Genomic DNA, 24,221 nt, shown 5'->3' with positions numbered 1-24,221 from the left:
ACGGCCACAACGGTTTGATGTCCTGCGTGCGCTTTCGAAGAAGTGAGCGATTCTTCGTCACGAATGCTCCCCAACCGTTGCTCCTACTCATGGAACCTGTGTCGCAGGCGAGCCCTCGACAAAACAGCGGATGCCGCCACTCTCCCGTTCAAAGTCCAGCGGCAATATCCCAGATGCGGCTCGCCTTGAGCTCGGGCTGCCGGCCGCTGATTGGCGGTATGTCCGCACGTGTTGGTACGTTGCCAGCATGGGGAAAAAAAGCGTCGTTCCGATTACCGTTGCCTTAATCCTTGCGCTGACGGGGTGTTCGAGCCCGGCAACGCCAGCCGCCTCGGAGCCAACGCCATCGACGACAGCACCAGCAGCCGAGCTCTCGTCAGCGCCCGCTTCGCGGTTCGACGTGACCTGCGCCGACTTGGTGTCGAGCGTCGAGCTGGAGACTCTTTTCGGTGCGAACGACTACGAACCGCGATCGAACTGGGCGCCATCCGTGTCCCCGGTGAAATATGCCGTGCAAAACACCGGTGGGGTGAACTGCACCTGGGGCAATGACGACGCGCCCGTCGCTGGCATTCCCAATCCGGCATATGACGAACTGACCGTACAGGTACTGCCCGATGCCACGGCCGCGCAGATCGAATTGCATGTCGGGGATCATCCGCTCGGTGACGCCCAGCCGTTTGGAGACTCGTCCGGCACGACCTGTTTCGCGCACGCCAGCCTGTGCACCTCTAACATCGTCGTCGGTGAGGCCTGGATCGAGGTGTTTCTGCAGGGGGCGAACGTTGCCGATCCGGCATCCGACGCCGACGTTCTGGCGCTCGTCTCGCCGATATTGAACACGGTCGCCGAACGGGTCTCCACCGCCGCGGCCTCGAACACTGCGCCAGCCGTTGTCGCAGTCGCTGCACGCACCGACTGCGACATAATCCTGCCCGCTGCGACCGTGCAGTCCGTCTTCCGGTCGGCCGAGCTGCCCGTGTACACCACCTATCACAGCGGCGGCTGGGGCGTCATGACCGGAGCGGCAACACTCGCTGGTGTGACGCGCTGCATCGTGGGCCCGGCCGGTTCGGACGTGTCCCTTGCCAACCTGGAAATGCTGCCGCACGGTGCGTGGGCCTTTGATCCCGCCCAGGTGCAGAGCGGCGTATGGAAGAACCACGAGGTTGTGAGCGTCGCGGGAGTCACCGAACCGGCCTACCTTTTGTGCCCGATCGGTGCGGTCTCGGCCTGCGCGGTCGACTTCATTGTCGGCGATGATTGGGTGCGACTGGGCACGTTCATCAACGGCCAACGGCCGATTGAAGCCCCCGACCGGGACCAGGTACTGGAGCTAGCCGGGCACGTCGCATCCGCTTTGGAATGAAGTCGGCGTTCCGTCCACCGCATCCAGCGGTCTGCCGTTTGAGATCGAATCAGCCCAGGCGGCGGGCGGTCTGGGCCGCGGATTCGTGGGCGGCGGCCAGTTCGGCGTGTTGCTTGGCGACCTCGTCGGCGGGGGCACCGAATCGTTCGCTGAGTGTGCGGGTGGCCACGATGGTTTCGACCGTCATTCCAAGGGCGTTGCCCAGAATGAGGCGAAGCGCGGGAAGCGCGTGGTCGTCGAACTCGGTGGCGGTTCCCGAGTCATAGACCCCGCCGCGGGTCGAGATCAGCACGGCCGGGCGTGCGGCCAGCGGCTGCTGTGTGGCGGGATCGTCAAATGAAGCGGTCACTGCCGGCAGGTGGATGTAGTCGATCCACGCCTTCAAGGTCGATGGCATCGAGTAGTTGTAGAGCGGGACACCGATCACTAGCACATCGGCCGCGACGAGTTCTGCGATGAGTTGCTGCTGCAGCGCTTCCTGCTCAGCGCTGGGACTGGCACCCTCCGGGCGCAGCCGGGGCGGAAAGTGCAGCGCGGCATCCGTCAGGTGGGGCAGCGGCTCGCGATGCAGGTCACGGTGAATGACGGTGTGGTCGGCGCCGAGGCTGCGCCAGGCATCGGCGAAGGTAGCGGTAATCGCGCGCGAGCGCGAGGTCGTCAGGTCGGCGGACGAGTCAAGATGCAACAGTGTGGGCATGCCCACAGCCTAGAGGCAGCGAGTGTGCCCACTCGTGTCGCCGTCGTGGCGGCGGCATCCGCTTTCAACAAGCGGATGCCGCAACTCGGCTACTCCTCGCCGTAGCGCGGCGCGGCCAGGCTGAGCGTCTCGCCGCGAAAGAACGCAGGGCGCACCTGGGACTGCACGATCATGATGACAACACCAATCAGCAGAATCGCCATGCCCAGCACGAAGACCAGACCCAAGCCGAAGATCTCGGAGCCGCTGCCGTAGTTCGGATCCATGCTGTCGACCAGGGTGGTGCAGAACAGCACCGTCAAAATAATGCCGCCGATCAGCGGAAACACAAAGGTGAAGAAGGCGTTGCGCACGGTAGCGAACCACTGGAGCCGAAAGTACCAGACGCAAGCGAACGCGGTCAGCGCGTAATAGAAGCAGATCATCATGCCGAGGGTCGTGATGGTGTCCCACAGCACGTCTTCGCTGACGAACCGCATGATCGTGTAGAACCCGGCTGCGACGACCGCTGACGCGATGGTCGCATAGCCGGGGGTGAAGAAGCGCGGGCTGACCTTGGCGTAGGCCGGCGGCAATGCGCCGTAGTGGCCCATTGCGAGGAGGGTGCGAGCTGGCGAGACGAAGGTGGACTGCAGCGAGGCGGCCGAGCTGGAGAGCACGGCGATCGACATGAGCACCGCGAAGGGGCCGAGCGCCGGGCCGGCCAGGGCGAAGAACACGTTGCCCTGAATCTCCGGGTTGCCGAGGCCTACGCCCACACCGCCGACGCCGGCGAAGGAGACGGCCGCGATGGCGACGAACAGGTAGAGCACCATGACGATGATCACGGTCAGGGTCGCGGCCCGCCCCGGCGTCGAGCGGGAGCCCTTGGTCTCCTCCGACATGGTCAGGGTGACGTCCCAGCCCCAAAAGATGAAGATCGACAGGCTCAGTCCGGCCGCAAAGGCGGAGAAAGAGGTGACGGCGAAGGGGTTGAACCACGACAGCGAGACCGGCGTCGGATCGAACGCGGAACCGTTGGCAATATGCACGAAGGCCATGATGCCAAAGCCGACCAGCACGATCAGTTGAAACCCGACCAGCCAGTACTGCACCTTTTGGGTGGTCTGCATGTCCCGGTAGCTAATCCAGGTGGCAATTAAAATAAATACCAGACAGGTACCGACGTTGATGAAGGGATTGCCGGCGAGTCCCGCAATCTCGGCACTATTGCCAAAGATCTGCGAGAGCATCAGATAGAAGAAATCAACCGCGATACCGGCCAGGTTACTGAGCACCACGACGGTCGCGGCGATCAAGCCCCAGCCGGCCATCCAGCCAATCCACGGCCCGAAGGCCCGTGTCGCCCAGGTGAAGCTGGTTCCGCTGTCTGGCATGGCCTTGTTCAGCTCTCGGTAGCCGAGGGCGACCAGCAGCATCGGGATGAACCCGGCCACGAAGATCGCCGGCAACTGCAACCCCACCTCGGCAACTGTGGGGCCGAGCGCTCCGGTCAGTGTGTATGCCGGGGCGATGCAGGAGATGCCAATAATGACGGCCCCGACCAGCCCGACCGAGCCGGCGCTGAGGCCCTTCGTGGAGATGCCTCCGGCCTTCTGGTCAACGACTACTCTGGCGTTGATTTGTTGAGTCATGTTCTCTTATTCCTCCACTGTGAGGGCAAAATCTCGCGGCACCACAATGAGTGGCACGGGCAGTTCGCGCAACATCTTGGCCGCGATCGAACCCAGAAAAAGTCGATGAGGTTGCGCCAGCCGGCTGGAGCCGACGAGGGCTACCTCGGTCGGATCCCAGTGCAGACCGCGCACGGCCTGCTCGATGCTACTGCCGGAGGCGACGCTGGCCGTCACCTCCAGCCCGTCCATCAGGTTCTCGGTGGCAAAGTCAAGAACCGCCTGGGCGTGGTCGGCGGCCAGAGCTACGGTGTGCTCGTCGGCGCCGGGGTGATCGATCGCGACGAGGGAGACCAGCCGAAGCTGGGCATCCATTCTGCGCGCCAAGCGGATGCCGGCCGCCAGCAGTCCGTCGGCGCCCGGCTTGGTGCCAACGGCGCAGGTGACCCGGCCGATCGTTTCGTCGGTGCCCATGACTCGGGTACCCTCCGGCGCGAGCGCCACGGGAACCGGAGAGGAGTGCAACAGGCCGCTGGCGACGCTGCCGATCGCGAATCGCCCAAGCAGGCCGTGAGTGGCCGCGCCGACCACGATCAGGTTCGAGTGCAACCGGGCGGCAGCATGGAGCAGCCCCTGGGTAAACGAGTCGGCGTGCTCGAGATGCGTGTGCACCGACATGCCCGCGGGTACCAGGGTGAGCGCCTCGGCCAGCCAGCCCTCGGCCGTTTCCAGCAGCAGCCGGTCGTAGCCGGGATCGGTCGGTGTCAGCGTGGCGCGCTCTCCCCCGTTGAGCACGAGCACGATATCGAGTTCGGCGCCGGGCGCGCGAGCGAGGCGCACGCCGAGGGCGAGGGCATCCGCGCCCGCTGGCGTCGCGGTGTATCCGACCAGAAACCTCACACACTCACCCGGGCCTCGAGGATCGCCGCTGCGGTGTCCTGTCCAACCCGGATGGCGCCGTCAACGTGCTGGTAGCCCTTACCTGCCATGTCGCTGCACGAGAAGGAGATCGGGCCGACGGGGCTGCGCAGTTCGGCGCCGTACCGGGCCAATCCGCCCATGTCGAAACTTGCGGCGTAGGCTCCGCGGGTCCATTCTTCGGAGCCCCAGTCGCTTTCGTAATAGACGACGGGGTGCAGCGCCTGCTCGCCGTAATAATGCGACAACGACGCGAGGATTCGCTTCTTGCGCTCGTCGGCCGTCAGAGCGAAGACGGCATCCGCTTCTTCATCGGAGACGAAACCCACCAGGGTGCCGCGCGGGTCGTCGAAGTTGGTGTTGTCATAGGCCTCGTGCACGAGCTCGTAGGGACTAAACGCGGTGCCGGAGAGGTCGTCGGCCCGCCAGAACGGCGTCTCGTAAACGGCATGCACCTTGATTACGAAGCCCATGGACAGGTGCTGGTGCAGCTGCTGCTGCCGGCGCGGCAGCGGCGGATTGAAGCTGATCCGGCTGATCAGGGGCGGCGGAACGGCCACGATGGCGTGCCGGGCGGTCACCGTCATACCGTCCGCGACGACCGTGACTCCGGCCTCGTCCCAGGCCAGGCTGCGCACCGGCTGCCCCAGGTAAACGTCGCTGCCGAGTTTTTCGGCCAGCAACAGCGGTACCTGCTGCAGCCCGCCAATCACACGCTCGTCAAGAATGAAGTCGGCGTCGACGAGGTTGCTGAACGAGCCGGCACTGGCGGCCATCAGCAGGGCTTGCAAGGCCGAGAAGGCGTGAGCCGGCTTGGTGAGCATGGCCCCGGCAATAAACATGCCAATGTTGTCGCGGGCTTCCTGGTCGTCGGTTTGCGTCTCGAGCCAACGGCTGAACGACACCTCGTCGAGTTCTTTAGCGAGCGGATGCTCCCACGGGCAATCCGGGTTGATTTCGGCCACGAGGGCGTCAAGTTTCTCGATCAGGCCGACGATTTGCGCCTCGGTGCCGGCCGGAACGGGAAAGATTTCGCCGTCGAACCGGCTCACAACGCCGGCGCCGTTGATGTAGACGTTCCGACCGGCCCGGTAGCGCGGGTAGGTGGCCAGGCCTAGCTCGGTCAGCGTGTTCTTGAGGGCGTGTTGGTCGGGTGAGACCCACTGGCCACCAATCTCGAGCATGGCACCCTCGATCTGGTCGGTCCACAGCCGCCCGCCGACGCGGTCGCGGGCTTCAAGCACGGCAACGGTCAGGCCGGCCTTCTGCAGTGCGGTGGCTGCGGTGAGACCGGATGCCCCCGCGCCGATAATGACGACGTCACGATCAATCGTGGTCATGGTTGCTCCTGTGTTGAGTGGTGAATTAGGACGCGGGAATGAGGGTGCACGTGGCCGAGAGGTATGCGTTGATGCCCTCACGACCGACCTCACGACCCCGGCCCGACTGCTTGACACCGCCGAATGGCGCTGCGGCATTAGAAACCAGGCCGGTGTTCAGCCCCATCATTCCGGTATTGATACTGCCGATCATACGGTGCCACGGGTGATATCAGTGGTACAAACGTAACCTGTCAGATCATATTCGGTGTCATTTACCATTTGAATGGTCTCTTCGTCTGTTTCCGTCCGATTGTCGGGCGGTCACCACGAACGGCTCCCCGGTTGCGTTCACCCACTGGCCGTTGATGTAAAGCTGGTCGGGAACGCGGCGAGCAGCGCTACCGACTAGCCGGTGAGGGCTACGGCGCTCATGCGCCGGCCAGGGCGTCGGCGAGAACTTGCAGGCCCTCGAGCAGCAGGTGGTCGGAGATGCTCAGCGGCGGCAGAAAGCGGATGACGTTGCCGTAGGTTCCGCAGCCGAGCAGAATGACGCCCTGGGCGTGGACGGCCGCGATGACCCGGCCGGTCAGCGCGGCATCCGGCTCCCCGGTGGCGGGGTCGACGAGTTCGATGGCCATCATGGCTCCGCGGCCGCGCACCTCGGCGATGCGGCTGTCGGCTGCGGCGAGCGCGCCGAGGCGCTCGCCCATGATCTGGCCAATGGCGGCGGCCCGTTCAACCAAGTGGTCGCTCTCATAGCTGTCGATGGTGGCGAGGGCTGCGGCGCAGGCGAGCGGGTTGCCGCCGTAGGTGCCGCCGAGCCCGCCGGCCTGCGGCGCGTCCATAATGTCGGCGCGTCCGGTGACGGCCGATAGCGGTAGGCCGCCAGCGATGCCCTTGGCCGTGCAGATGAGGTCGGGAACGATGCCCTCGTATTCGCAGGCAAACATCTGTCCGGTGCGGGCGAATCCGGTCTGAATCTCGTCGGCAATGAACACGACCTCGTTGACGCGGCACCAGGCGAGCAGGGTGGCCAGAAAGCCCGGAGCTGGAACGATGAAGCCGCCCTCGCCCTGGATGGGTTCGATGATGATGGCGGCGAGGTTGCTGGCGCCGATCTGCTTCTCGATCTGGGAGATGGCCCGGTGTGCTGCCACGACACCGTCAAGTCGACCATCACGCAACGGGTACGACATGGGCGCCCGGTACACCTCGGGAGCGAAGGGCCCGAAACCGTTCTTGTATGGCTGGTTCTTGGCCGTCAGGCCCATGGTCAGGTTGGTCCGGCCGTGGTACGCGTGATCGAAGGCCACGACGGCCTGCCTGCCGGTGAAGTGACGAGCAATCTTAACGGCGTTCTCCACCGCCTCGGCGCCGGAGTTGAACAACACGCTGCGCTTCTCGTGGTCACCAGGGGTGAGCCGGTTCAGGGCTTCGGCTACCTCGATGTAGGAGTCGTAAGGGGCTACGGTGAAGCAAGTGTGGGTGAACTGGGCGAGCTGGGCGGCGACGGCCGCAACCACCCGCGGAGCGCTATTGCCGACACCGGTGACGGCGATGCCAGAACCAAGGTCGATCAGCGAGTTACCGTCAACGTCGACCAGAACGCCTCCGCCGGCGGCCACCACGTAGACCGGCAGCGTGATGCCGACGCCCGCCGACACGGCTCGCGCCTTGCGTTCACTCAGTGCCCGCGACTTCGGTCCGGGAATGCTCGTCACCAGTGTGCGTTCCTGCGCCAGGGTTGGGCCACCCAGCGGTATACCGGTGGAGGGAGCAGTATCAACGAGTGTCATAAGAGTTTCCGTTCGATGCGACGTGCGGTATCGCGGCCACGATGCCGCTGTGTTGATTCAACACTGGGCAAGGCTAGGCAGAACCGGCGCGCGACACCATGTCCCAGCGGTATAGTGGCGCGTACATTCTTAGACAATCTGTATAGGTACCCCGTGCTTCCCACCCTGCGCCGCCTCCTCGCCGATCCGAACCTCGCCCTCACCCTGCGCGGCGACATCGACCCGGCCGCGCTCGATGCACCAGTGGAGTGGGTGCACAGCTCCGATCTGGTCGACCCGACCCCGTTTCTCTCCGCCGATCAGGTGCTGCTCACGACCGGCACCCAGTTCAATGTGACAACGGATGCCGACTTCCTCGCCTACGTCCAGCGTCTGCGTCACCACGGCATCACCGCACTTGGTTTCGGTACAGAGGTTATTCGACACGGCACGCCCGACGCACTGCTCGCGGCCTGCCAACTACTCGGACTGCCCCTTTTCGAGGTGCCCTATCGCACCCCGTTCATTGCCGTGGCGAGGGTGGCCGGCGACCTCGTGGCCGAGGATCGTTTCGCGCGCGCCACCTGGGCATTGCGGGCCCAGCGTGCTATCGCGCTCGCCGCCCTTCGTCCAGACGGCTTGAGTGCCACCCTGGCCGAGCTCTCCAACCAGTTGGGCCACTGGGTTGCCCTTTTCGACGCCAGCGGCACTCTCGATCGGGTCTTTCCCGCCGCCACCTTCGCTGCCGCCCCCGACACGCTGCGCACAGTGCAGCAGGAATCTCGGCGCTTGCTGGCGCGCGGACAGCGTTCGAGCAGCACCGTCGACGTCGGCGGCGAGACGCTCACCTTGCAAACCCTCGGCGGCCACGATCACCTGCGCGGCGTGCTCGCCCTCGGCGGTCCGCGTGCCCTCGACCAGGCCAGCACCGAGGTTGTCACGAGCGTGATCGCCCTGGCCGGTCTCGCCCTCGAACAAAACAACGCCCTTGACCGGGCGCAGGGGCTGCTGCGATCCGGCCTGATGCACACCCTGCTCGGCGGCGACCAGAAACTGGTCGACCAGATCTCCCGGCAAATGTGGGGTGCGCTCCCGGAGGCGCCGGTGCTGGTGGCCGTCGTCGATGCTCCCGCCCTCCGCCGGGACGCCATCACCGAGTATCTGGAACTTCGCGTCGAGGATTCCCCCGGGCAGCTGTTTTTTGCCCGCCAGGAGGACACCGTCGTACTGTGTCTCGACCGGTCGGCCCACGGCATCCTCTCGGATCTGTGCGCATTGTTTCAGGTGCACGCTGGACTCTCCGAGCCGACCGAGTACCGCCAGCTGCCGCGTGCCCTCAACCAGGGGCAGCAGGCGCTGGCTCGATCTCGGGAGAGCGCACCGGGGGTCACGGCCTTTGCCGATGTTGCCCAGCAGGGCGTGCTAGCGCTCCTGGCGAGAACGGATGCCCGCGAGGTCGGCCTGGCCACTCTCGCGCCGGTGCTCAGCTACGATCTGTCGCACGGCACCGAACTGCTCGCGACGCTGCGGGTCTGGCTTCAGAGCAACGGCCATTTCGGTGCCACCGCCGATCAGCTGGGCGTACACCGTCACACGGTGCGCACCCGCATTCAGCAGGCAGAGCACCTGCTTGCCCGCGATCTTGGCTCGTTTCCGGCCCGCGCCGATGTGTGGGCCGCCCTGCTGGCCACCGATTCGGCCGCGTGAGGGCTACTTCGCCTGCAGGGTCCACGGCTTACGCCGCACAAGAACATGGCCCCGGCTCGTGCTGAGCCGAGCCCAGAGCCCAGACTCGTAAAGCCGCACCGGCTCGTCGTCGGAGAGAAAACCGAGGCTGAACGCCGCGAAACCGGCACCGGCCGGCACAAACTCCAGGCCACCAACCGTGCGACCCCAGACTTCGGCGCGCACGCGCTCGACGATCATTTCCCCGGTACCCTGCGGAATGGTCGCGGCCACCTCGTCGATTCCTTGCCGGGCCGCCTCCTCCAGCCGTGCGGCCGAGGTCTGTCCGTTCGGCTCCCAGCCGCCCTTCGGTGGCGAGATACCGGCCCAGGTCACGGTGTTCACCTCGAGGGGAACGGTCACCGTGACGGGCACGGTTGCATCGTGCGCGGTGGATTCAAGGCGTTTGAGACGCTCGATCAGGGAACGCACCGGCACGACTTTGTCGAGCTCGACCGCCTCGGTCAGGGCGAAGGTGCGCAGCCCGAGCACGGTCGGGCTCGTGTCGAGCAGGCCCCGCGGGTAGAGAATCGCGGTGTACACCGCCAGCACGCCGTCGGCCGCAATCAGTCGGGCTGAACCGTCAAGCACACGCCGCGACCGCGAAAGAAAGACCACAAGGTCGCTGAGGGACTGGGAATCTGTAAGAGTAAATGACTGGCTCATCACCTTCTAAACTATCAAGGTACGCCACGACCGCAGGCCGCGGAAGCGAATGTGCCGAGGAGACATCATGCACAAGCCGACGGAAGGCCTCCTGGCCGCCCTCGATCTGACCGACACCGGTGCTCGAACCAACGAGGACATCTTTACCGGGCCATCCCAGTGGATGCCGCTCGGCCGCGTGTTCGGCGGGCAGGTGCTCGCCCAGTCGCTCGTCGCAGCCATGCGCACGGTGCCGGACGAACGCAGCGTGCACTCCATGCACGGTTACTTTCTGCGCCCCGGTGATGTCAACCAGCCGATCACTTTCTCGGTCGAACGCATCCATGACGGCCGCTCATTCTCCACCCGCCGCACCCAGTGTTACCAGGACGGCGTGCCGATCCTGTCGATGATCGCCTCGTTCCAGGACGCCGACGAAGGCCTAGAGCACCACATTGACATGCCGACCGGCATTCCCGACCCGGAAAGCCTGCCGACGGCATCCGATTCGCTCTCGCACATCGACCATTCAGTGGCGCGGTACTGGGCCAGCGAACGCCCGTTCGACATGCGTCACGTACCCTCCCCCATTTATCTCAAGGTCAATGGCGAGCACACCTCACGGCAGGCCGTGTGGATGAAAACTTTTTCACCGCTGCCCGACGATCCCGACCTGCACCGCGCTGCGCTGGCCTACGCGAGCGATTACTCGATCATGGAACCCATCATGCGCCGGCACGGTATCGCCTGGTCCTCGCCGGGCCTCAAGGTCGCAAGCCTTGACCACGCCATGTGGTGGCACCGCTTCGGCCGGGTCGACGAATGGCTACTCTACGTGCAGGATTCGCCGAGCGCCCAGGGCGGTCGCGGCCTCGCCACGGGCAGCATCTTTAGCCGCGACGGCGTGCTCTTGGCCACCGTTGCACAGGAGGGCATGCTGCGCGTGCCCATCGTGCTTGAGTAGCTCGGATTATCGCCGGGCGAACACGATCGGGTCATCGAGATACGGAGTCCAGGCCGCACGTTCCGTGTCGTTGATGCGGCGCGGACGTTCGCTTGCCGCATCGACGAGCACGATGGTGGCATTCGCCCTGGCGTAGAGCACCTCCGGCGCGACACCCTCGGGGCTGTAGACCTCGTAGCAGACGTCGAGGCTCGCACCACCCAGCTTGCCGAGCCAAAGCCGCACGTCGAGCGGCTGACGCAGGTACGGCACCGGCGCCAGGTACTCGATCTCCTGCCGCGCAATGAGCGTCAACGTGTCGGCGCCCGGGCGCCCGTCGAGCACCGCGGTGCTCGCACCGACCGCCCCACTGTCTTCGGTCACCCAGAATGCCAGGATGCGCGCCTCTTCGAGCAGGCGCAGCATCTCGGAATTGTTGACGTGACCGTAGGCATCGAGGTCTGACCAGCGCAGGCGGATCGGTACATGCAGCTTCACCTGTCTAACTACCTAATCGCGAGTGAGCTTGCGGTAGGCGGAACGGTGCGGCTTGGCCGCGTCAGGGCCGAGACGCTCGATCTTGTTCTGCTCATACGATTCGAAGTTGCCCTCGAACCAGTACCAGTTGGCTGGGTTATCGTCGGTGCCTTCATACGAGAGGATGTGCGTGGCCACCCGGTCAAGGAACCACCGATCGTGGGTGATCACCACGGCGCAGCCGGGAAACTCAAGCAGCGCGTTCTCGAGCGAACCGAGGGTTTCCACGTCGAGGTCGTTAGTCGGTTCGTCGAGCAGGAGCAGGTTTCCGCCCTGTTTCAGGGTGAGGGCCAGGTTGAGGCGGTTGCGCTCACCACCGGAGAGCACTCCGGCCTTCTTCTGCTGGTCCGGGCCCTTGAACCCGAAGGTCGATACGTAGGCGCGCGAGGGAATCTCGGTCTTGCCGACCTGAATGTAGTCCTGACCGTCGGAGACAACCTCCCACAGCGTTTTGTTCGGGTCAATGCCGCCGCGGTCCTGGTCGACGTAGGAAATATCAACCGTTTCGCCAATCTTGAGCTCACCGCCATCGAGCGGCTCCTGGCCGACAATGGTTTTGAACAGGGTGCTCTTTCCCACGCCGTTCGGGCCGATGATGCCGACGATGCCGTTGCGCGGCAGGGTGAAGCTGAGATTGTCGATGAGCACACGCCCATCGAAACCCTTGTTGAGCTTGGTCGCGTCGATAACCTGAGCTCCGAGGCGCGGGCCAACCGGGATCACGATTTCTTCGAAGTCGAGCTTGCGGGTGCTCTCGGCTGCGGTGACCATCTCTTCGTAGCGGGCCAGGCGGGCCTTCGACTTCACCTGGCGGCCCTTGGCGTTGGAGCGCACCCACTCCAGCTCGTCGGCGAGACGACGCGACAGCTTCGCATCCTTCTTGCCCTGCACGAGCAGACGTTCCTGCTTCTTCTCCAGGTAGGTGGAGTAGTTGCCCTCATAGGGATACAGGTGTCCACGGTCGATCTCGGCGATCCACTCGGCAACGTGGTCGAGAAAGTACCGGTCGTGGGTGACGGCGAGTACGGCGCCGGGGTACTTGGCGAGGTGCTGCTCGAGCCACAGCACGCTCTCGGCGTCGAGGTGGTTAGTGGGCTCATCGAGCAGGAGCAGGTCGGGCTTCTGCAGCAGAAGTTTGGTCAGCGCAACGCGGCGCTTCTCGCCACCGGAGAGGTTGGCGACTTCGGAGTCACCCGGCGGGGTACGCAGGGCGTCCATAGCCTGTTCGAGCTGGGAGTCGAGGTCCCAGGCATCCGCTGCGTCGATAGCTTCTTGCAGGATACCCATTTCGGCGAGCAGGGTGTCAAAATCGGCGTCGGGTTCGCCGAGAGCGAGGCTGATTTCGTTGAAGCGGTCGACCTTGGCCTTGATCGGCCCCACGCCCTCCTGCACGTTTTCGAGCACGGTCTTGCTCTCGTCAAGCTGCGGTTCCTGCATCAGGATGCCAACGGTGTAGCCGGGAGACAGCCTCGCCTCGCCGTTGCTGGGGGTATCCAGTCCCGCCATGATCTTAAGAATGGTGGACTTTCCGGCACCGTTCGGGCCGACCACTCCAATCTTGGCGCCGGGGAAGAAGGACATGGTGACGTCGTCAAGAATCAGCTTTTCACCGATCGCCTTGCGAGCGCGGACCATTGAGTAAATAAATTCGGCCATAGTGTTTACCAGTCTATTTGCCGGGTGACCCCGACGAGACACAAACCGGTCGACAAAATCGGTGCAACCACGCTGTGGAAACCGTCGCTAGCCGGGCCGATCTGACCAATCAGGCATTCCTCGGCGAAGCGAACCGAAAACTGCACGGAGTCGGCCACGAGATTGGCCTGGGTGCGATCGAAGGTAACTTCCATCGCGGCGCGGTCGAATCCGCCCGCGACGAGGGCATCGATGTAGGCACGGCCGTCAGCCGCGGGGTTGGCCTTGGTAACGGCGGCGGCCAGAACGTTGAAATATGCGAGGTTCTCACCGGCCGAACCTTCGGGCAGCAGCGTCGCTACTGGTGCTGGTGTGGCCGAGGGCTCCGCCGAGACCACGGGCGCCGGCGCTGCGCTGGTAGCCGGGGGCTCCGCCACACCACCCGCGCAACCCGTCATGGTGACGCCGAGCAGCAGCGCCGCGCCGACCATAGCCACGGTCAACCGCGAGCGGCGGGCGCGCCACTGAACCGAAGAACTCTGATCCTGTCGCATTGGTTCTGTCACGCTGACGAACTACCTCTCCCCCGGTCCACGCGCGTGGACGATGCTACGAGTCTAAACGGGCAAACGTATCCTGGTCAGCGCCGGTCGGGGCGGGAACAAAGCCATCATCAAAGCGGTCGATGTGCCCGCTGTCCGACTCATAGGCTGTGGCCGACTCGACGGATTCGGCTGATTCGACCGGGTCCGGTGCCTCCGGACTCGCGTTGGCTTTGGAAGGCTGCGCGCTTCGCACCGGCGTCGTGGTGTACCACGTCAGATCGTGGCCGACGACGTCAGCAAGTATGTCGACATCCGTTCCGGAACGTTCCGCGTTGCTCCAGTTGCGCACCAATAACTTGCCGCTGACGATGACATGCTCGCCCTTATGCAGCGACTGCGCCGCGTTTTGAGCTAGACGACGAAACGTCGAGACCGAAAACCAGCTGGTCGGGTCATCGACCCACTCTTTCTTCGCCTGGTCAAAATGACTCTGGCGCGATGCCAGCCGAAACGAGGTGATCGGTGCCCCGTTTTTACCCACGCTCGTGTGCGGATCGGTGCCGATGACCCCGAATACCGTGATGCGCTCACTCATAATCTCTCCCGGCACGGTTTTCGTGAGAACACGATCACGAGGCGCTAGGCAGAGAGCCCGCGCACACGGCCCGGGAACGACAACTCGTGCCAGTCTTCGTCGTTCCCGGGTCGCACACAAAGAGTGTGTGGCCCAGAACGACGAGGTGGTGCGAGGCGGTGCGGATCAGTGGAGTATTCCGGTGATGCGTACCTGTGGAGGAGCGGTTAGTTAATCAAGTATTCGGAGTACGACTTGCGAATCTTGTTGACCTTCGGCACGGCAACGGCCATGCAGTAGCCCTGCCCGGGGTTCTTGTTGAAGAAGTCTTGGTGGTAATCCTCGGCCTCGTGGTAGTCGCCAAGCGGCTCGATCGTGGTCGTAATTCCCGACCCCCACCACTCGCTCGCTCGATCGCGAGCCGTTTCAAAGATCTGCTTCTGCTCGTCATCGGTGTAGAACATGGCCGACCGGTACTGGGTACCGATGTCGTTGCCCTGACGGCCCACCTGGGTGGGGTCGTGCAGGGTGAAGAACACGTCGAGAATGACGCTAGCCGGAATAACATCCGGGTCGAAGGTCACCGCGACGGCTTCGGCGTGCCCGGTGCGTCCGGTGCAGACCGACTCATAGTCCGGGTCGGAGGTCGTACCGCCGGTGTACCCCGACACCACTTCGCTCACTCCGCGTAGCACCCGATAGACAGCATCGAGACACCAGAAACAACCACCTGCGATCACAAAAGTATTCACCCTTCCACACTAACTCGTCGTTGCCCCCTGCCACGGGCAGATCCAGCAACGCTGCCAAATGTTCGCCCAAAGCGGATGTCGGTGGTCACCCATACGGTAAAAGAAACACCCGCGGCCAGCTGAGTTTCTCAGGCGGCTGACCATATGAGGAGCGCGAATGACCACTCTCATCGCACCGATTCCCGTCCCGCCCGCAGTCCTTCCAGAACGGCGCGGCCCAGCAATTCCCACCATTCGCGGCCGCACTTTTATTCTCGTGCGCGACGGTCTGTGGCGCATCGTCGATCCGGCCGGGGTGGTGATCGGCTATCTCGAGCGTCACGCTGGCGTCGACGGCGACCGGTTCAGTGCTCGCCGGGTTGTCTTTGCGACCCGAACCCGCGACCTCGGCGTGTTCTGCCGCATCGAAGACGCCGTCGATTGTTTTCGATAGCGTGTTTTCGATAGCGTGCTTTCGCTAGTTTGTTGTCGCTAGCGCTGCACCCATTGGTGCCAATTGGGTGGAGGCACGCCGAGGCTGGTCCCGCAGAACAGAAAGTGCGCGGATAAAATCCTCCACATGGAATGGTGGAATAACTTCGTGACCTGGCTCACAGATGTCAGTACTGAACCGGTGGTTTTCAGTGCGGTCGTCTTTATCGGTGCGATCATCGTGGCCAGCGTGCTGACGGCGTTGATCTCCCGCGGGGCCGTCAAGCGGCTCATTACCCAGCGTGATCGCGAGATCAAGGTGGCCGCGATCGCGACCCTGGTCGATGCCGCCACCGAGGCATCCGTCTGGAACTCGCTCACGCCACAGGAACAGGTCATGAGCGACCGTGCCGTCGGGCAGGCCGATATTCAGGTTCGGCTGCTTCCCATTCGCGGATCGGGCATCGCCGCGAACTGGGCCGCCCATGAGCTGTACGAACTCAAGCGCACCTCCGCCACGTTCGGCTACCAGCTGGAACCGGCGCTGGTGGAGTTTCGCGACCGTCTGGTTGAATGGCAGAACAAGCCGGCGCGGGCCCGCAAGATTTTTCAGGGCGATCTGGACCGCTGGAAGACCCAGAATTCGTCGACGGAGAAGAGCCTGCTCGCCGAGCAAGAAGCGTGGGTCGCTCAGCAGCACCACGACCAGTACCAGCCGGCCGATTCCGCGCCCACACCGGTGCGGGCTGCGCCGCTGACTCCCGCAGCTGTCAACCGTGCTCCCGGATCGGCGTCGGCTAGTTCGCCGGCGTCTCCGTCAACGGAGACGCAGCGCCTGCTCGACGACGTGAACAAGCTCGAGGTGCGCAGCAGCGATCCGCTCACGCGCTCCTCGGCGGACCCGACGCTCTAGCCCACATCACGAACGAGCCGGTCGGCGCTAGTGCAGCGCTGACCGGTTTATCTTTTTAACTTTTGACAGCGCCGGGCTGCACGATCGCCAAGCGCTTACTTCCACCAGTCATCGAACAGCGAGGCCGGAACTCGGCGCTTGTGCTCGGTATTGCGGTAGCGCGCTTCGATCGCCTCGGCTACTTCGTCTTCGACCGGTCGGCCCTCGAGAAAGTCGTCGATGTGCTCGTACTGCAGCCCCAGGTTGGCCTCGTCGGTCTGGCCCGGCGCATGGTCGAGCAGGTCGGCGGTGGGGTCCTTCAAGTAGAGCTGTTCGGGGGCTCCCAGTTCCACCAACAGGGCGCGCCCCTGGCGCTTGGTCAGACCGGTGAGCGGCAGAATATCGGAGCCGCCATCGCCGTACTTGGTGAAGAATCCGGTGACGGCTTCAGCCGCATGGTCGGTGCCGACCACGAGCAGACCCAGTTGACCGGCCAGGGCGTACTGCGCGATCATGCGCGAACGTGCCTTGACGTTGCCCTTGGTGAAGTCGGTCATCGCCACGTCCAGGCTCGCTAGAAACTCGCTTTCGAAGCCGTCGACGGCGAGCTCGATGTTGAAGGAGGCCTGCGACTGCGGGCGGATGAATTTTAACGCGAGTTGGGCATCCACTTCGTCGCGTTGCACCGCGTACGGCAGGCGCATGGCCACAAACGTAACCGGATACCCCTCGGCGACCAGTTCATCGATCGCGAGCGCGCAGAGCCGGCCGGCGAGAGTGGAGTCCTGACCTCCGCTGATACCGAGCGCCAGGCCCGCAGCGCCGGTGTGCTTGAGGTAGTCCTTGAGAAATTTTACCCGGCGGCGAACCTCGGTGGCCGGGTCAATGGTGGGTGAAACGTTGAGTTCCTTGATGATTCGCACCTGTTGTTCTCGCATACTTGAATCTAGCAATCCTCGAGAAAGTGCGCTGCCAGCATCCATCGAGACGCGTCTGCTGTGCCCCCGGTAGGAATCGAACCTACGACAATCGGATTAGAAGGCCGGTGCTCTATCCACTGAGCTACGGGGGCGGGACTGTTCAAGGTTACAGGTCTTGGGTGGGTGGTCCGGTCGCGGCAGCGAAGATCATCGCTGCGCTACTACCAGAGGTGCCATCTCGTTAGGTGGCTACGCGCCGGTTAGTTCGTGGATGGAGGGTGTCGCGCTGACCAGCTGCCGCGTGTACGGATGAAGCGGGTGGTCGTAGACGTCGCCGGTGGGCCCGCACTCGACGATGCGTCCACCGGAAACGACGGCGACCGTGTCGCAGAGGTGACGGATGACGCCGAGATCGTGGGAGACAAACACGAGGGTGAGCCGATATTCGTCGACCAGGTCGGCGAGCAGGTTGAGCACCTGGGCCCGTACCAATACGTCGAGGGCGCTGACCGCTTCGTCGGCCACCAAAACCCGCGGCCGGGTGATGAGTGCTCGCGCAATCGAAATGCGTTGCCGTTGGCCGCCAGAGAACTGATGCGGATGCCGGTCCATCGCGTCGGCATCGAGTCCGACGGCGGCCAGTTGGGCCTCGACCCGGGCGAGGGCCTCGGTGCGATCGACGTGATGCAGGGGTTCTGCGACGATATCGCGCACCTTCATGCGGGGATCCAGTGACCCCATCGGGTCCTGAAAGACAATCTGCACCTGGCTGCGAAAGTCACGCAGGTGCCGTTCCGCGGCACCAGCGATCGGTTGCCCTAGCACGTCGACCGTGCCGGAACTGGGCTGGTCCAGGGCACAGAGCATGCGCAGGAGGGTGGACTTGCCGGAACCGGATTCGCCGACGATGCCGAACCGCTGGCCCTCGGCCACGTCGAACGACACCTCCCGCAGGCCGTGCACGATCGGTACCGGGGAAAACAGGCCGCCGCCGCGCCGCCGATACTGCCGGCTGAGGCCCCGCACCGAAATGACGGGCACACCGGCCACCTCGTTAAAAATTGTCGGTAGGCCGCCCAGGTCAAGGCTCTGGTGGGCGGCGCGGTAAGGCGGCAGGATCGGCGGCGCCGCGGCATCCGTTTCGACCCGGCTCGGTACAACCGAGCTGGGTACAGGTGAGCTGGGTACCGGCGCGGGGAGCGCGAGGGTGTGCAGGCGGCCACGATGATCGACTGCGGCGAGATTGGAGGCCGCGATGAGTTTCTGGGTATACGGATGCTGCGGCGCCGTCAACACGCGCCCCACCGGACCGTCTTCGACGATCGTGCCCTGATGCAGAACGAGCACCCGCTGGCAGACCTCGGCGATCACCGCAATGTCGTGGGTGATCAGGAGCAGGGAGGAGCCCCGGTCGATCACGAGATTTTTGATGAGTTTTAGAACCTCGGCCTGAACGGTCACGTCGAGCGCTGTGGTCGGTTCATCGCAGAGCAGCAGCTGGGGGTTGTTCGCCATCGCCATCGCGAGCAGCACGCGCTGGCGCTGTCCGCCGGAAAGCTGGTGCGGAAAGGCGAGAGCAACCTGGGCGGGGCTTGGCAATTTGACCTGTTCCAGCAGGTCGATGGCGCGCTCCCTGGCCTGGCGTCGGCCGGGTTCGGTTCGATGTATCGTCATGATTTCGGCCACCTGGGCGCCGACGCGCATGAGTGGGTTCAGGGCGGTCATCGGCTCCTGAAAGACCATCGCCATGGTGTTGCCACGCACCTTGTTCAGGCGGCGCTCTGGTGCGGCGAGCAGGTTCGTGTCGATACCGCTCACCAGTACCGACCCTGTGGCCGTCAGAGTCTGCGGAAGCAGCCCCATAACGGATGTCGCGGTGAGCGATTTTCCCGACCCGGACTCGCCAATGAGGCCGACCCGCTCGCCGGGAGCAATGTCGAAACTGATGCCGTGCAGCAGCTCGGTAAAGGGTGAAGCGACCCGCAGGTCACGCACGCGCAGCGTTGGCGCGGTCATCGTTTCACCTGCATTCGGGGGTCCAGGCGATCGCGGAGGCCGTCACCGAGCAGGTTGAAGCCGAGCACGGCACTGGCAATGGCGATTCCTGGCCAGACGATGAGCAGCGGCTCGATGAACAGGTAACCCTGGGCATCCTGCAGCATTCGCCCCCAGGACGGCGTCGGCGGCGGGGTGCCAAGCCCCAGGTATGACAGGGCTGCCTCGGCCAAAACCGCGATGCCGAACGAGACCGAGGCCTGCACGATGAGCATGCCGCTGATATTGGGCAGAACGTGCCGTGCCCCAATGAACAGGCCGCTCTTACCGGATGCCCGCGCGGCCTGTACGTACTCCCGGCTCATGATCTGCCTGGTGCCGCTGCGGGCGATGAGTGCGAACGCTGGCGCCGTGCCGATGCCAAGCGCCACCATCGCGGTGACCGTGCCGGCACCGAAGATGGCACCGAAAATAATCGCGAGCAGCAAGGCGGGGAAGGCGAGCGAGATGTCGTTGCTGCGCATCATGAACGTGTCCAGCCGGCCCGGACTCATGCCGGCCACGATACCGAACGGCACGCCGAGCACGGCCGCGATCCCGACCGCAACGGTGCCAACGAGCAGTGAGATTTGCGCGCCACGCAGGAGGGAGCTGAAGACATCCCGCCCGAAACTATCGGTGCCGAGCAGGTGCTCTGATCCCGGCGGGAGCAGGATCGAATCAGAGAAGACCCCTTCCGGGTCGAACGGGGTCCACCACACTGACACGACGGCGGCCAGCACGACCAGCCCAATCAGCACGACGCCAGCCCACAGCGTTGCGCCCCCACCACGACCGACGACACGACCCGGCCTGGGCTTGATAGCCGTCATGCTGCGCTCCGCAGTCGCGGATCGATAACCGTGAATGCGAGGTCGACGAGAAAGTTCAGCAGCAGCACGAACACGACAAGTACCAGCACGATGCCCTGCACGGCCGGCAGGTCGCGCAGGGCAACCTTGTCGAGCAGCAAGCTGCCGAGACCCGGAATGCTAAACACCCGCTCGATCACGACGGCGCCGACCAAAAGTGTGGCGATCTGCAGGCCGAGCACGGTCATCACCGGAACGGCCGCGTTCCGCAGTCCGTGCCGAAATAGCGCCCGGCCAGCACCGAGGCCCTTGGCCCTGGCCGTGCGAATGAAGTCGTCCCGCATAACCTCCAGCACCGACGCGCGCACGTAGCGGCTGAGCACGGCGCCCTGCACGCTGCCGAGGGCGATCGCTGGCAAAATGAGGTGCTCGAGGAACCCGCCGAAGTCCTCGGCCGGGTCAACCCAGCCGCCCGCCGGAAGCCAGCGCAGGGTCACGGCGAAGACGGTGACGAGAAGCATTCCGGCCAGAAATCCCGGCACGGCGACGCCGATCTGGCTGATACCAGACAGAATCGCGCCGTCGGGCTTTCGCTGCCTGACCGCGGTCAATATTCCAAACGGGATCGCGAAGACAAGGGCCAGCACGACGCTGGTCAGTACCAGGATCACCGTGATGCCGAGGGCATCCGCTATGTCGGGTCCGATCGGTTGACGCGACACGGTGGAGGTGCCGAAATCACCGACGAGTACATGTCCGAACCAAGCCAGATAGCGCACGATCGCCGGGCGATCGAGACCCATGGCCGTGGCCTGTGCCGCGACATCCGCTTCGGTTGCGTGCACGCCCAGGGCGATGCGTGCGGCGTTGCCGGGCAGGATCGACAGCATCAGAAAGGTCACGATCGAGGCCACGATCACCGTGGCTGCGAAGACGCCGACGCGGCGCAGAACCACAAGGACCATACCCGGACTTTCCACTGACTGATTCGACCGATCGAAGACCACCGTACCGGTACCGGCGCTCACCGGCGCTACCGGGAGATGTTGGACAGATCCAGCGCCAGGCTCGGGGTATTCTTCGGCACGCCGAGTAGATCCGCCTCGCCGATGGAGATGGCCGGCTGCAGGTAGAGCCAATCGGCGGCGGCTTCTTCGGCCATGGTTGTCGTGGCCTGCTTCATGAGGTCGATGTACGTGGCCGGGTCGGCAGCATCCGCTTGAGCGAATTGCGCCATCACCTCGGGCGAATCGTAGCCGGCGTAGTAGCTGCGTGCGGCGAAGGCGGTCACGTCGCGCGGCTCGCTGTGCATGATGAGCGACATGTCGTAGTCGTGCTGGGCGAAGACCTCGTCAAGCCACAGCGCGGGAAATTCCAGCGTTGTCACGTTGGCGGTGATTCCCACCTGGGCAAGCTGGTCTTTGACCACCTGAGCGCCAGCGACGGCGTACGGAAGGTTGGGGATCTTGAACGCCACACTCAGGTCACGGACTCCGGCCGCATCGAGCAGTTCGGTGGCCTTGTCGGGATCATAGGGGTACAGGTCGGCCAGGCTGGCGTCGTACCAGGGGTCAGTTGGCGCAACCATGGAGCCGATCAACAGACCGTAGCCGCTGCTCACCGTATCCATGACGGCCGATCGATCGATGGCGTACATGACTGCCTGCCGCACGCGAACGTCGCTGAAGGCCTCGCTGGCATTATTCATTGACAAGGTGACTTCACCGGTGCTGGTACCCTCGAGCACCTGAAAGTCGGCGTTCGACTTGAACTGGTCGACCAGCTGAAACTGCGAGATGCCCGAGATGAGGTTGATGTCACCGCTCAGTAGGGCGTTGGTCTGCGCCGTCGTATCGGTGAAATAGCGCAGCCGGACATCGGTCAGATACGGCGCCTCGCCCCAATACTCAGTGTTGGCTGCGAGCACCAGGCTGTCGCCGGTCTGGAAAGAAGCCACCGTGTACGGCCCGGTACCAATCGCGTCGGTGGCCAGGTTGGCAACACCAGATTCGGTGAACATCGTGCCGACCGGACCGGTCATGTTGAACAGCCAGCTGTTGCTCGGCTTGGACAACGTAATCCGAGCCTGGGTGTCACTGACGGCCTCGATGCTGGCAATCGAATCCAGGTAGGCCGGGCCGTTCGCGGTCCAGTTGGCCTTCACGCGTTCGAGGCTGAACTTGACGCTGTCGGCCGTGAACGGTGAGCCGTCCGAGAATGTCACGCCCTCCTGGAGCACAAAGTCATAGACCAGGCCATCACCGCTGACCGTCCACGACTGTGCCAACAGGGGGTGGATGGTGCCGTCGTTGTCGAGTTTGACTAGTCCCTCGTACACGTTGTAGAGCAGCGCCTGCGGAATGGCCGCACCGGCGGTCGTCGTGTAATCGAGGTTGCTGGGCGTGGCCAGCAGCCCAACGGTCAATGCGGTGTTGACCGCGTCGTCGGTGGACGCAGACCCGGTAGAGCACCCGACCAGGGCCAGCGACGCCATCACGGCTGTCGCGATGCCAGCGAGAACCGGGCGACGAGTGTGGGCCCTCATCAGTCAGAGCGCTTTAGCGGCGGCTACGAGAACCTGAGCCAGGGTCGGAACGCCGGCCGCCCGAAAAACCTCGGTACCAACACCGTTGGTAATGATGACGGTGGGGGTGTTACGAATGAGCAGCGCCTCGGCTTCTTCGGGGGCACTGGCCACATCAATCTCGCGAACGGTCGAGCCGGGCACGAGCCGTTTCGCCTCGGCGAGCACGGCACGCGTCTGCATGCACGGTTCGCAGAATGACGACGAATACAGGGTAAATTCCATCAGGGCCTCGCAGATAACGCGCAAAAAAACAGTGTCGTTCAAGTTTACAGGCCCTGTCGGGGGCCACCGGTAGACTCGTTGCATGACGAACAGCACGACTGGTACAGCACCGACGACCGCCCCCACGCCCGTCGAGACCCCAACCACTGCGGCGGCGAAGGCCCCGACCTCCAAGAGTCCCGATCGCCTGGTCTGGATCGACTGCGAGATGACCGGGCTCGACCTTGACCGCGACGAGCTTGTCGAGATCGCCGTCGTCATCACCGACTACGACCTCAATGTGCTTGACCCTGGTCTCGATATCATCATCAAGCCCAACGATTCTGCCCTAGAAAACATGGGCGATTTTGTGCGCAACATGCACACCTCCTCGGGCCTCATTACGGAGATTCCGGGCGGCGTGAGCGCCGCGGAAGCGGAATACCAGGTTCTCGAGTACGTCTTGAAGTTCATTCCGGCTGAGCAGCGGGCTCCCCTGGCTGGCAACTCTATCGGCACCGATCGTGCCTTCCTCACCCGCTACATGCCGCGCCTCGACAACCAGCTGCACTACCGCAATGTCGACGTGTCGTCGATCAAAGAACTGGCCCGTCGCTGGTACCCGCGCGTTTACTTCAACGCCCCCACCAAAGACGGCGGCCACCGCGCACTAGCCGATATTCTCGAGTCCATTCGGGAGCTCGCCTACTACCGTCAGACGGTATTTGTCGCCGATCCCGGCCCCTCGAGCGACGAAGCCAAGTCGCAGGCCGCCGAGGTCGTGCACTTATTCGCCTCCGAGGTGTAATAGGATTGCTGAGTTGCCCCGCGTTGTAAGCGTGGGGACGCATGGTGGGTATAGCTCAGTTGGCAGAGCGCCTGGTTGTGGTCCAGGAGGTCGCGGGTTCAATCCCCGTTACTCACCCCAATGAAATATCGCAAGCGAAACCTCGATGTTTGACCTCGACGCGTCCGAATTTGAGCGGCTCGTCGTTGACGAGCTCGACCTGCTTCCTGATGACATGGTTGACGGCCTCGATAACATCATCTTCGTGGTTGAGGATCGCCCAGAGGACGGCACCCTCGACACCCTGGGCCTGTATGACGGGGTCGCGCTCACCGAACGCGGGCAGTACGGCTTCGGTGAGATGCCCGATCGCATCGTGCTGTACCGGGAGCCGCTGCTCGCCATCTGTGACACCCTCGAGGATCTGCACGAGGAAATTCACATCACCCTCGTGCACGAAATCGCGCATTTCTATGGCATTGACGACGACAGGCTGCACGAGCTCGGCTGGAGCTGACGCCTCGCGG

24 protein-coding genes, 2 tRNA genes and 1 pseudogene are annotated in these 24,221 nt (G+C 64.0%); 8 read left to right on the top strand and 19 right to left on the bottom strand.

Annotated features, from left to right (window positions below):
- Positions 1 to 247 precede the first annotated feature (247 nt).
- Positions 248 to 1,369 (top strand): hypothetical protein, encoded by a 1,122-nt coding sequence (locus CXY75_RS03850; protein WP_146069355.1) that lies wholly within the window; start codon positions 248 to 250, stop codon positions 1,367 to 1,369.
- A 49-nt stretch (positions 1,370 to 1,418) separates the two neighbouring features.
- On the opposite strand, the gene CXY75_RS03845 is transcribed toward CXY75_RS03850, so the two are convergent.
- The 6 genes and pseudogenes from CXY75_RS03845 to gabT all read right to left on the bottom strand — a co-directional run bounded on the left by CXY75_RS03845 (position 1,419) and on the right by gabT (position 7,715).
- Positions 1,419 to 2,066 (bottom strand): FMN-dependent NADH-azoreductase, encoded by a 648-nt coding sequence (locus tag CXY75_RS03845; protein ID WP_104081532.1) that lies wholly within the window; start codon positions 2,064 to 2,066, stop codon positions 1,419 to 1,421.
- A gap of 89 nt (positions 2,067 to 2,155) precedes the next feature.
- Complete coding sequence (locus CXY75_RS03840) at positions 2,156 to 3,700, bottom strand: APC family permease (protein WP_104081531.1); 1,545 nt, start codon at positions 3,698 to 3,700, stop codon at positions 2,156 to 2,158.
- 6 nt (positions 3,701 to 3,706) lie between these two features.
- Complete coding sequence (locus CXY75_RS03835; protein WP_104081530.1) at positions 3,707 to 4,579, bottom strand: universal stress protein; 873 nt, start codon at positions 4,577 to 4,579, stop codon at positions 3,707 to 3,709.
- On the bottom strand, positions 4,576 to 5,937 hold the full coding sequence (locus CXY75_RS03830; RefSeq protein ID WP_104081529.1) for an NAD(P)/FAD-dependent oxidoreductase: 1,362 nt from the start codon (positions 5,935 to 5,937) through the stop codon (positions 4,576 to 4,578). Before CXY75_RS03830 ends, CXY75_RS03835 begins: the two co-directional genes overlap by 4 nt.
- A gap of 25 nt (positions 5,938 to 5,962) precedes the next feature.
- Positions 5,963 to 6,195: pseudogene (locus CXY75_RS03825) on the bottom strand (aldehyde dehydrogenase family protein); the annotation flags it as partial.
- A 152-nt stretch (positions 6,196 to 6,347) separates the two neighbouring features.
- A complete protein-coding gene (gene gabT, locus CXY75_RS03820) occupies positions 6,348 to 7,715 on the bottom strand; it encodes a 4-aminobutyrate--2-oxoglutarate transaminase (RefSeq protein ID WP_104081528.1) in 1,368 nt (455 codons plus the stop codon).
- A 153-nt stretch (positions 7,716 to 7,868) separates the two neighbouring features.
- Between gabT and CXY75_RS03815 the strand changes: the two genes are divergently transcribed.
- Positions 7,869 to 9,401 (top strand): PucR family transcriptional regulator, encoded by a 1,533-nt coding sequence (locus tag CXY75_RS03815; RefSeq protein WP_233201713.1) that lies wholly within the window; start codon positions 7,869 to 7,871, stop codon positions 9,399 to 9,401.
- 3 nt (positions 9,402 to 9,404) lie between these two features.
- Here CXY75_RS03815 and CXY75_RS03810 read toward each other — a convergent pair whose 3' ends face one another.
- Positions 9,405 to 10,085: a hypothetical protein gene (locus CXY75_RS03810; RefSeq protein ID WP_104081526.1), complete on the bottom strand. Its 681-nt coding sequence runs from the start codon at positions 10,083 to 10,085 to the stop codon at positions 9,405 to 9,407.
- Between the two features lie 67 nt (positions 10,086 to 10,152).
- Here CXY75_RS03810 and CXY75_RS03805 point away from each other — a divergent pair, with 67 nt between their 5' ends.
- Positions 10,153 to 11,028, top strand: a complete 876-nt coding sequence (locus tag CXY75_RS03805) for an acyl-CoA thioesterase II (RefSeq protein ID WP_104081525.1) — start codon at positions 10,153 to 10,155, stop codon at positions 11,026 to 11,028.
- A gap of 6 nt (positions 11,029 to 11,034) precedes the next feature.
- Here CXY75_RS03805 and CXY75_RS03800 read toward each other — a convergent pair whose 3' ends face one another.
- The 5 genes from CXY75_RS03800 to msrA form a co-directional block, all read right to left on the bottom strand.
- Positions 11,035 to 11,505: a thioesterase family protein gene (locus CXY75_RS03800; RefSeq protein WP_104081524.1), complete on the bottom strand. Its 471-nt coding sequence runs from the start codon at positions 11,503 to 11,505 to the stop codon at positions 11,035 to 11,037.
- 12 nt (positions 11,506 to 11,517) lie between these two features.
- Entirely contained in the window at positions 11,518 to 13,200 is a 1,683-nt protein-coding gene (ettA, locus tag CXY75_RS03795; RefSeq protein WP_104081523.1) for an energy-dependent translational throttle protein EttA, read from the bottom strand.
- 5 nt (positions 13,201 to 13,205) lie between these two features.
- Entirely contained in the window at positions 13,206 to 13,733 is a 528-nt protein-coding gene (locus CXY75_RS03790) for a hypothetical protein (protein ID WP_104081522.1), read from the bottom strand.
- Between the two features lie 55 nt (positions 13,734 to 13,788).
- On the bottom strand, positions 13,789 to 14,319 hold the full coding sequence (locus CXY75_RS03785) for a single-stranded DNA-binding protein (RefSeq protein ID WP_104081521.1): 531 nt from the start codon (positions 14,317 to 14,319) through the stop codon (positions 13,789 to 13,791).
- Positions 14,320 to 14,525: 206 nt separating this feature from the next.
- The gene (gene msrA, locus CXY75_RS03780; RefSeq protein ID WP_104081520.1) at positions 14,526 to 15,050 is read right to left on the bottom strand and encodes a peptide-methionine (S)-S-oxide reductase MsrA; all 525 of its coding nucleotides are present in this window, start codon (positions 15,048 to 15,050) and stop codon (positions 14,526 to 14,528) included.
- 157 nt (positions 15,051 to 15,207) lie between these two features.
- Here msrA and CXY75_RS03775 point away from each other — a divergent pair, with 157 nt between their 5' ends.
- Positions 15,208 to 15,483, top strand: coding sequence for a hypothetical protein (locus CXY75_RS03775; protein ID WP_233201712.1), 276 nt, complete (start codon positions 15,208 to 15,210; stop codon positions 15,481 to 15,483).
- 126 nt (positions 15,484 to 15,609) lie between these two features.
- The gene (locus tag CXY75_RS03770; RefSeq protein ID WP_104081519.1) at positions 15,610 to 16,374 is read left to right on the top strand and encodes a hypothetical protein; all 765 of its coding nucleotides are present in this window, start codon (positions 15,610 to 15,612) and stop codon (positions 16,372 to 16,374) included.
- Between the two features lie 95 nt (positions 16,375 to 16,469).
- On the opposite strand, the gene nadE is transcribed toward CXY75_RS03770, so the two are convergent.
- From nadE to CXY75_RS03735, 7 genes are all read right to left on the bottom strand, one after another.
- The gene (gene nadE / locus CXY75_RS03765) at positions 16,470 to 17,291 is read right to left on the bottom strand and encodes an ammonia-dependent NAD(+) synthetase (RefSeq protein ID WP_104081518.1); all 822 of its coding nucleotides are present in this window, start codon (positions 17,289 to 17,291) and stop codon (positions 16,470 to 16,472) included.
- Between the two features lie 61 nt (positions 17,292 to 17,352).
- A tRNA-Arg gene (locus CXY75_RS03760) sits at positions 17,353 to 17,425 on the bottom strand.
- A gap of 97 nt (positions 17,426 to 17,522) precedes the next feature.
- The gene (locus CXY75_RS03755) at positions 17,523 to 19,289 is read right to left on the bottom strand and encodes an ABC transporter ATP-binding protein (protein WP_104081517.1); all 1,767 of its coding nucleotides are present in this window, start codon (positions 19,287 to 19,289) and stop codon (positions 17,523 to 17,525) included.
- On the bottom strand, positions 19,286 to 20,140 hold the full coding sequence (locus CXY75_RS03750) for an ABC transporter permease (RefSeq protein ID WP_104081516.1): 855 nt from the start codon (positions 20,138 to 20,140) through the stop codon (positions 19,286 to 19,288). Before CXY75_RS03750 ends, CXY75_RS03755 begins: the two co-directional genes overlap by 4 nt.
- Positions 20,137 to 21,084: an ABC transporter permease gene (locus CXY75_RS03745; protein WP_104081515.1), complete on the bottom strand. Its 948-nt coding sequence runs from the start codon at positions 21,082 to 21,084 to the stop codon at positions 20,137 to 20,139. The genes CXY75_RS03750 and CXY75_RS03745 overlap by 4 nt, the downstream gene beginning before the upstream one ends.
- A gap of 68 nt (positions 21,085 to 21,152) precedes the next feature.
- Positions 21,153 to 22,664 (bottom strand): ABC transporter substrate-binding protein, encoded by a 1,512-nt coding sequence (locus tag CXY75_RS03740; protein ID WP_199182361.1) that lies wholly within the window; start codon positions 22,662 to 22,664, stop codon positions 21,153 to 21,155.
- 3 nt (positions 22,665 to 22,667) lie between these two features.
- Complete coding sequence (locus CXY75_RS03735) at positions 22,668 to 22,970, bottom strand: thioredoxin (RefSeq protein WP_369826658.1); 303 nt, start codon at positions 22,968 to 22,970, stop codon at positions 22,668 to 22,670.
- A 40-nt stretch (positions 22,971 to 23,010) separates the two neighbouring features.
- On the opposite strand from CXY75_RS03735, the gene orn reads away from it, so the two are divergent.
- The 3 genes from orn (at position 23,011) to CXY75_RS03720 (ending at position 24,211) form a co-directional block, all read left to right on the top strand.
- Positions 23,011 to 23,715 carry an oligoribonuclease gene (gene orn, locus CXY75_RS03730; RefSeq protein ID WP_104081514.1) on the top strand — a complete coding sequence of 235 codons (705 nt, stop codon included), beginning with the start codon at positions 23,011 to 23,013 and terminating at the stop codon, positions 23,713 to 23,715.
- Positions 23,716 to 23,759: 44 nt separating this feature from the next.
- Positions 23,760 to 23,835, top strand: a tRNA-His gene (locus CXY75_RS03725).
- Between the two features lie 25 nt (positions 23,836 to 23,860).
- Positions 23,861 to 24,211 (top strand): metallopeptidase family protein, encoded by a 351-nt coding sequence (locus tag CXY75_RS03720; protein ID WP_104081513.1) that lies wholly within the window; start codon positions 23,861 to 23,863, stop codon positions 24,209 to 24,211.
- Positions 24,212 to 24,221 lie beyond the last annotated feature (10 nt).

The sequence above is a fragment of the Cryobacterium sp. Y11 genome (assembly GCF_002929535.1).
Taxonomy (GTDB): domain Bacteria; phylum Actinomycetota; class Actinomycetes; order Actinomycetales; family Microbacteriaceae; genus Cryobacterium.
Note: the sequence above shows the minus strand (reverse complement) of the source record. Positions and strands in the feature narration are given on the sequence as shown.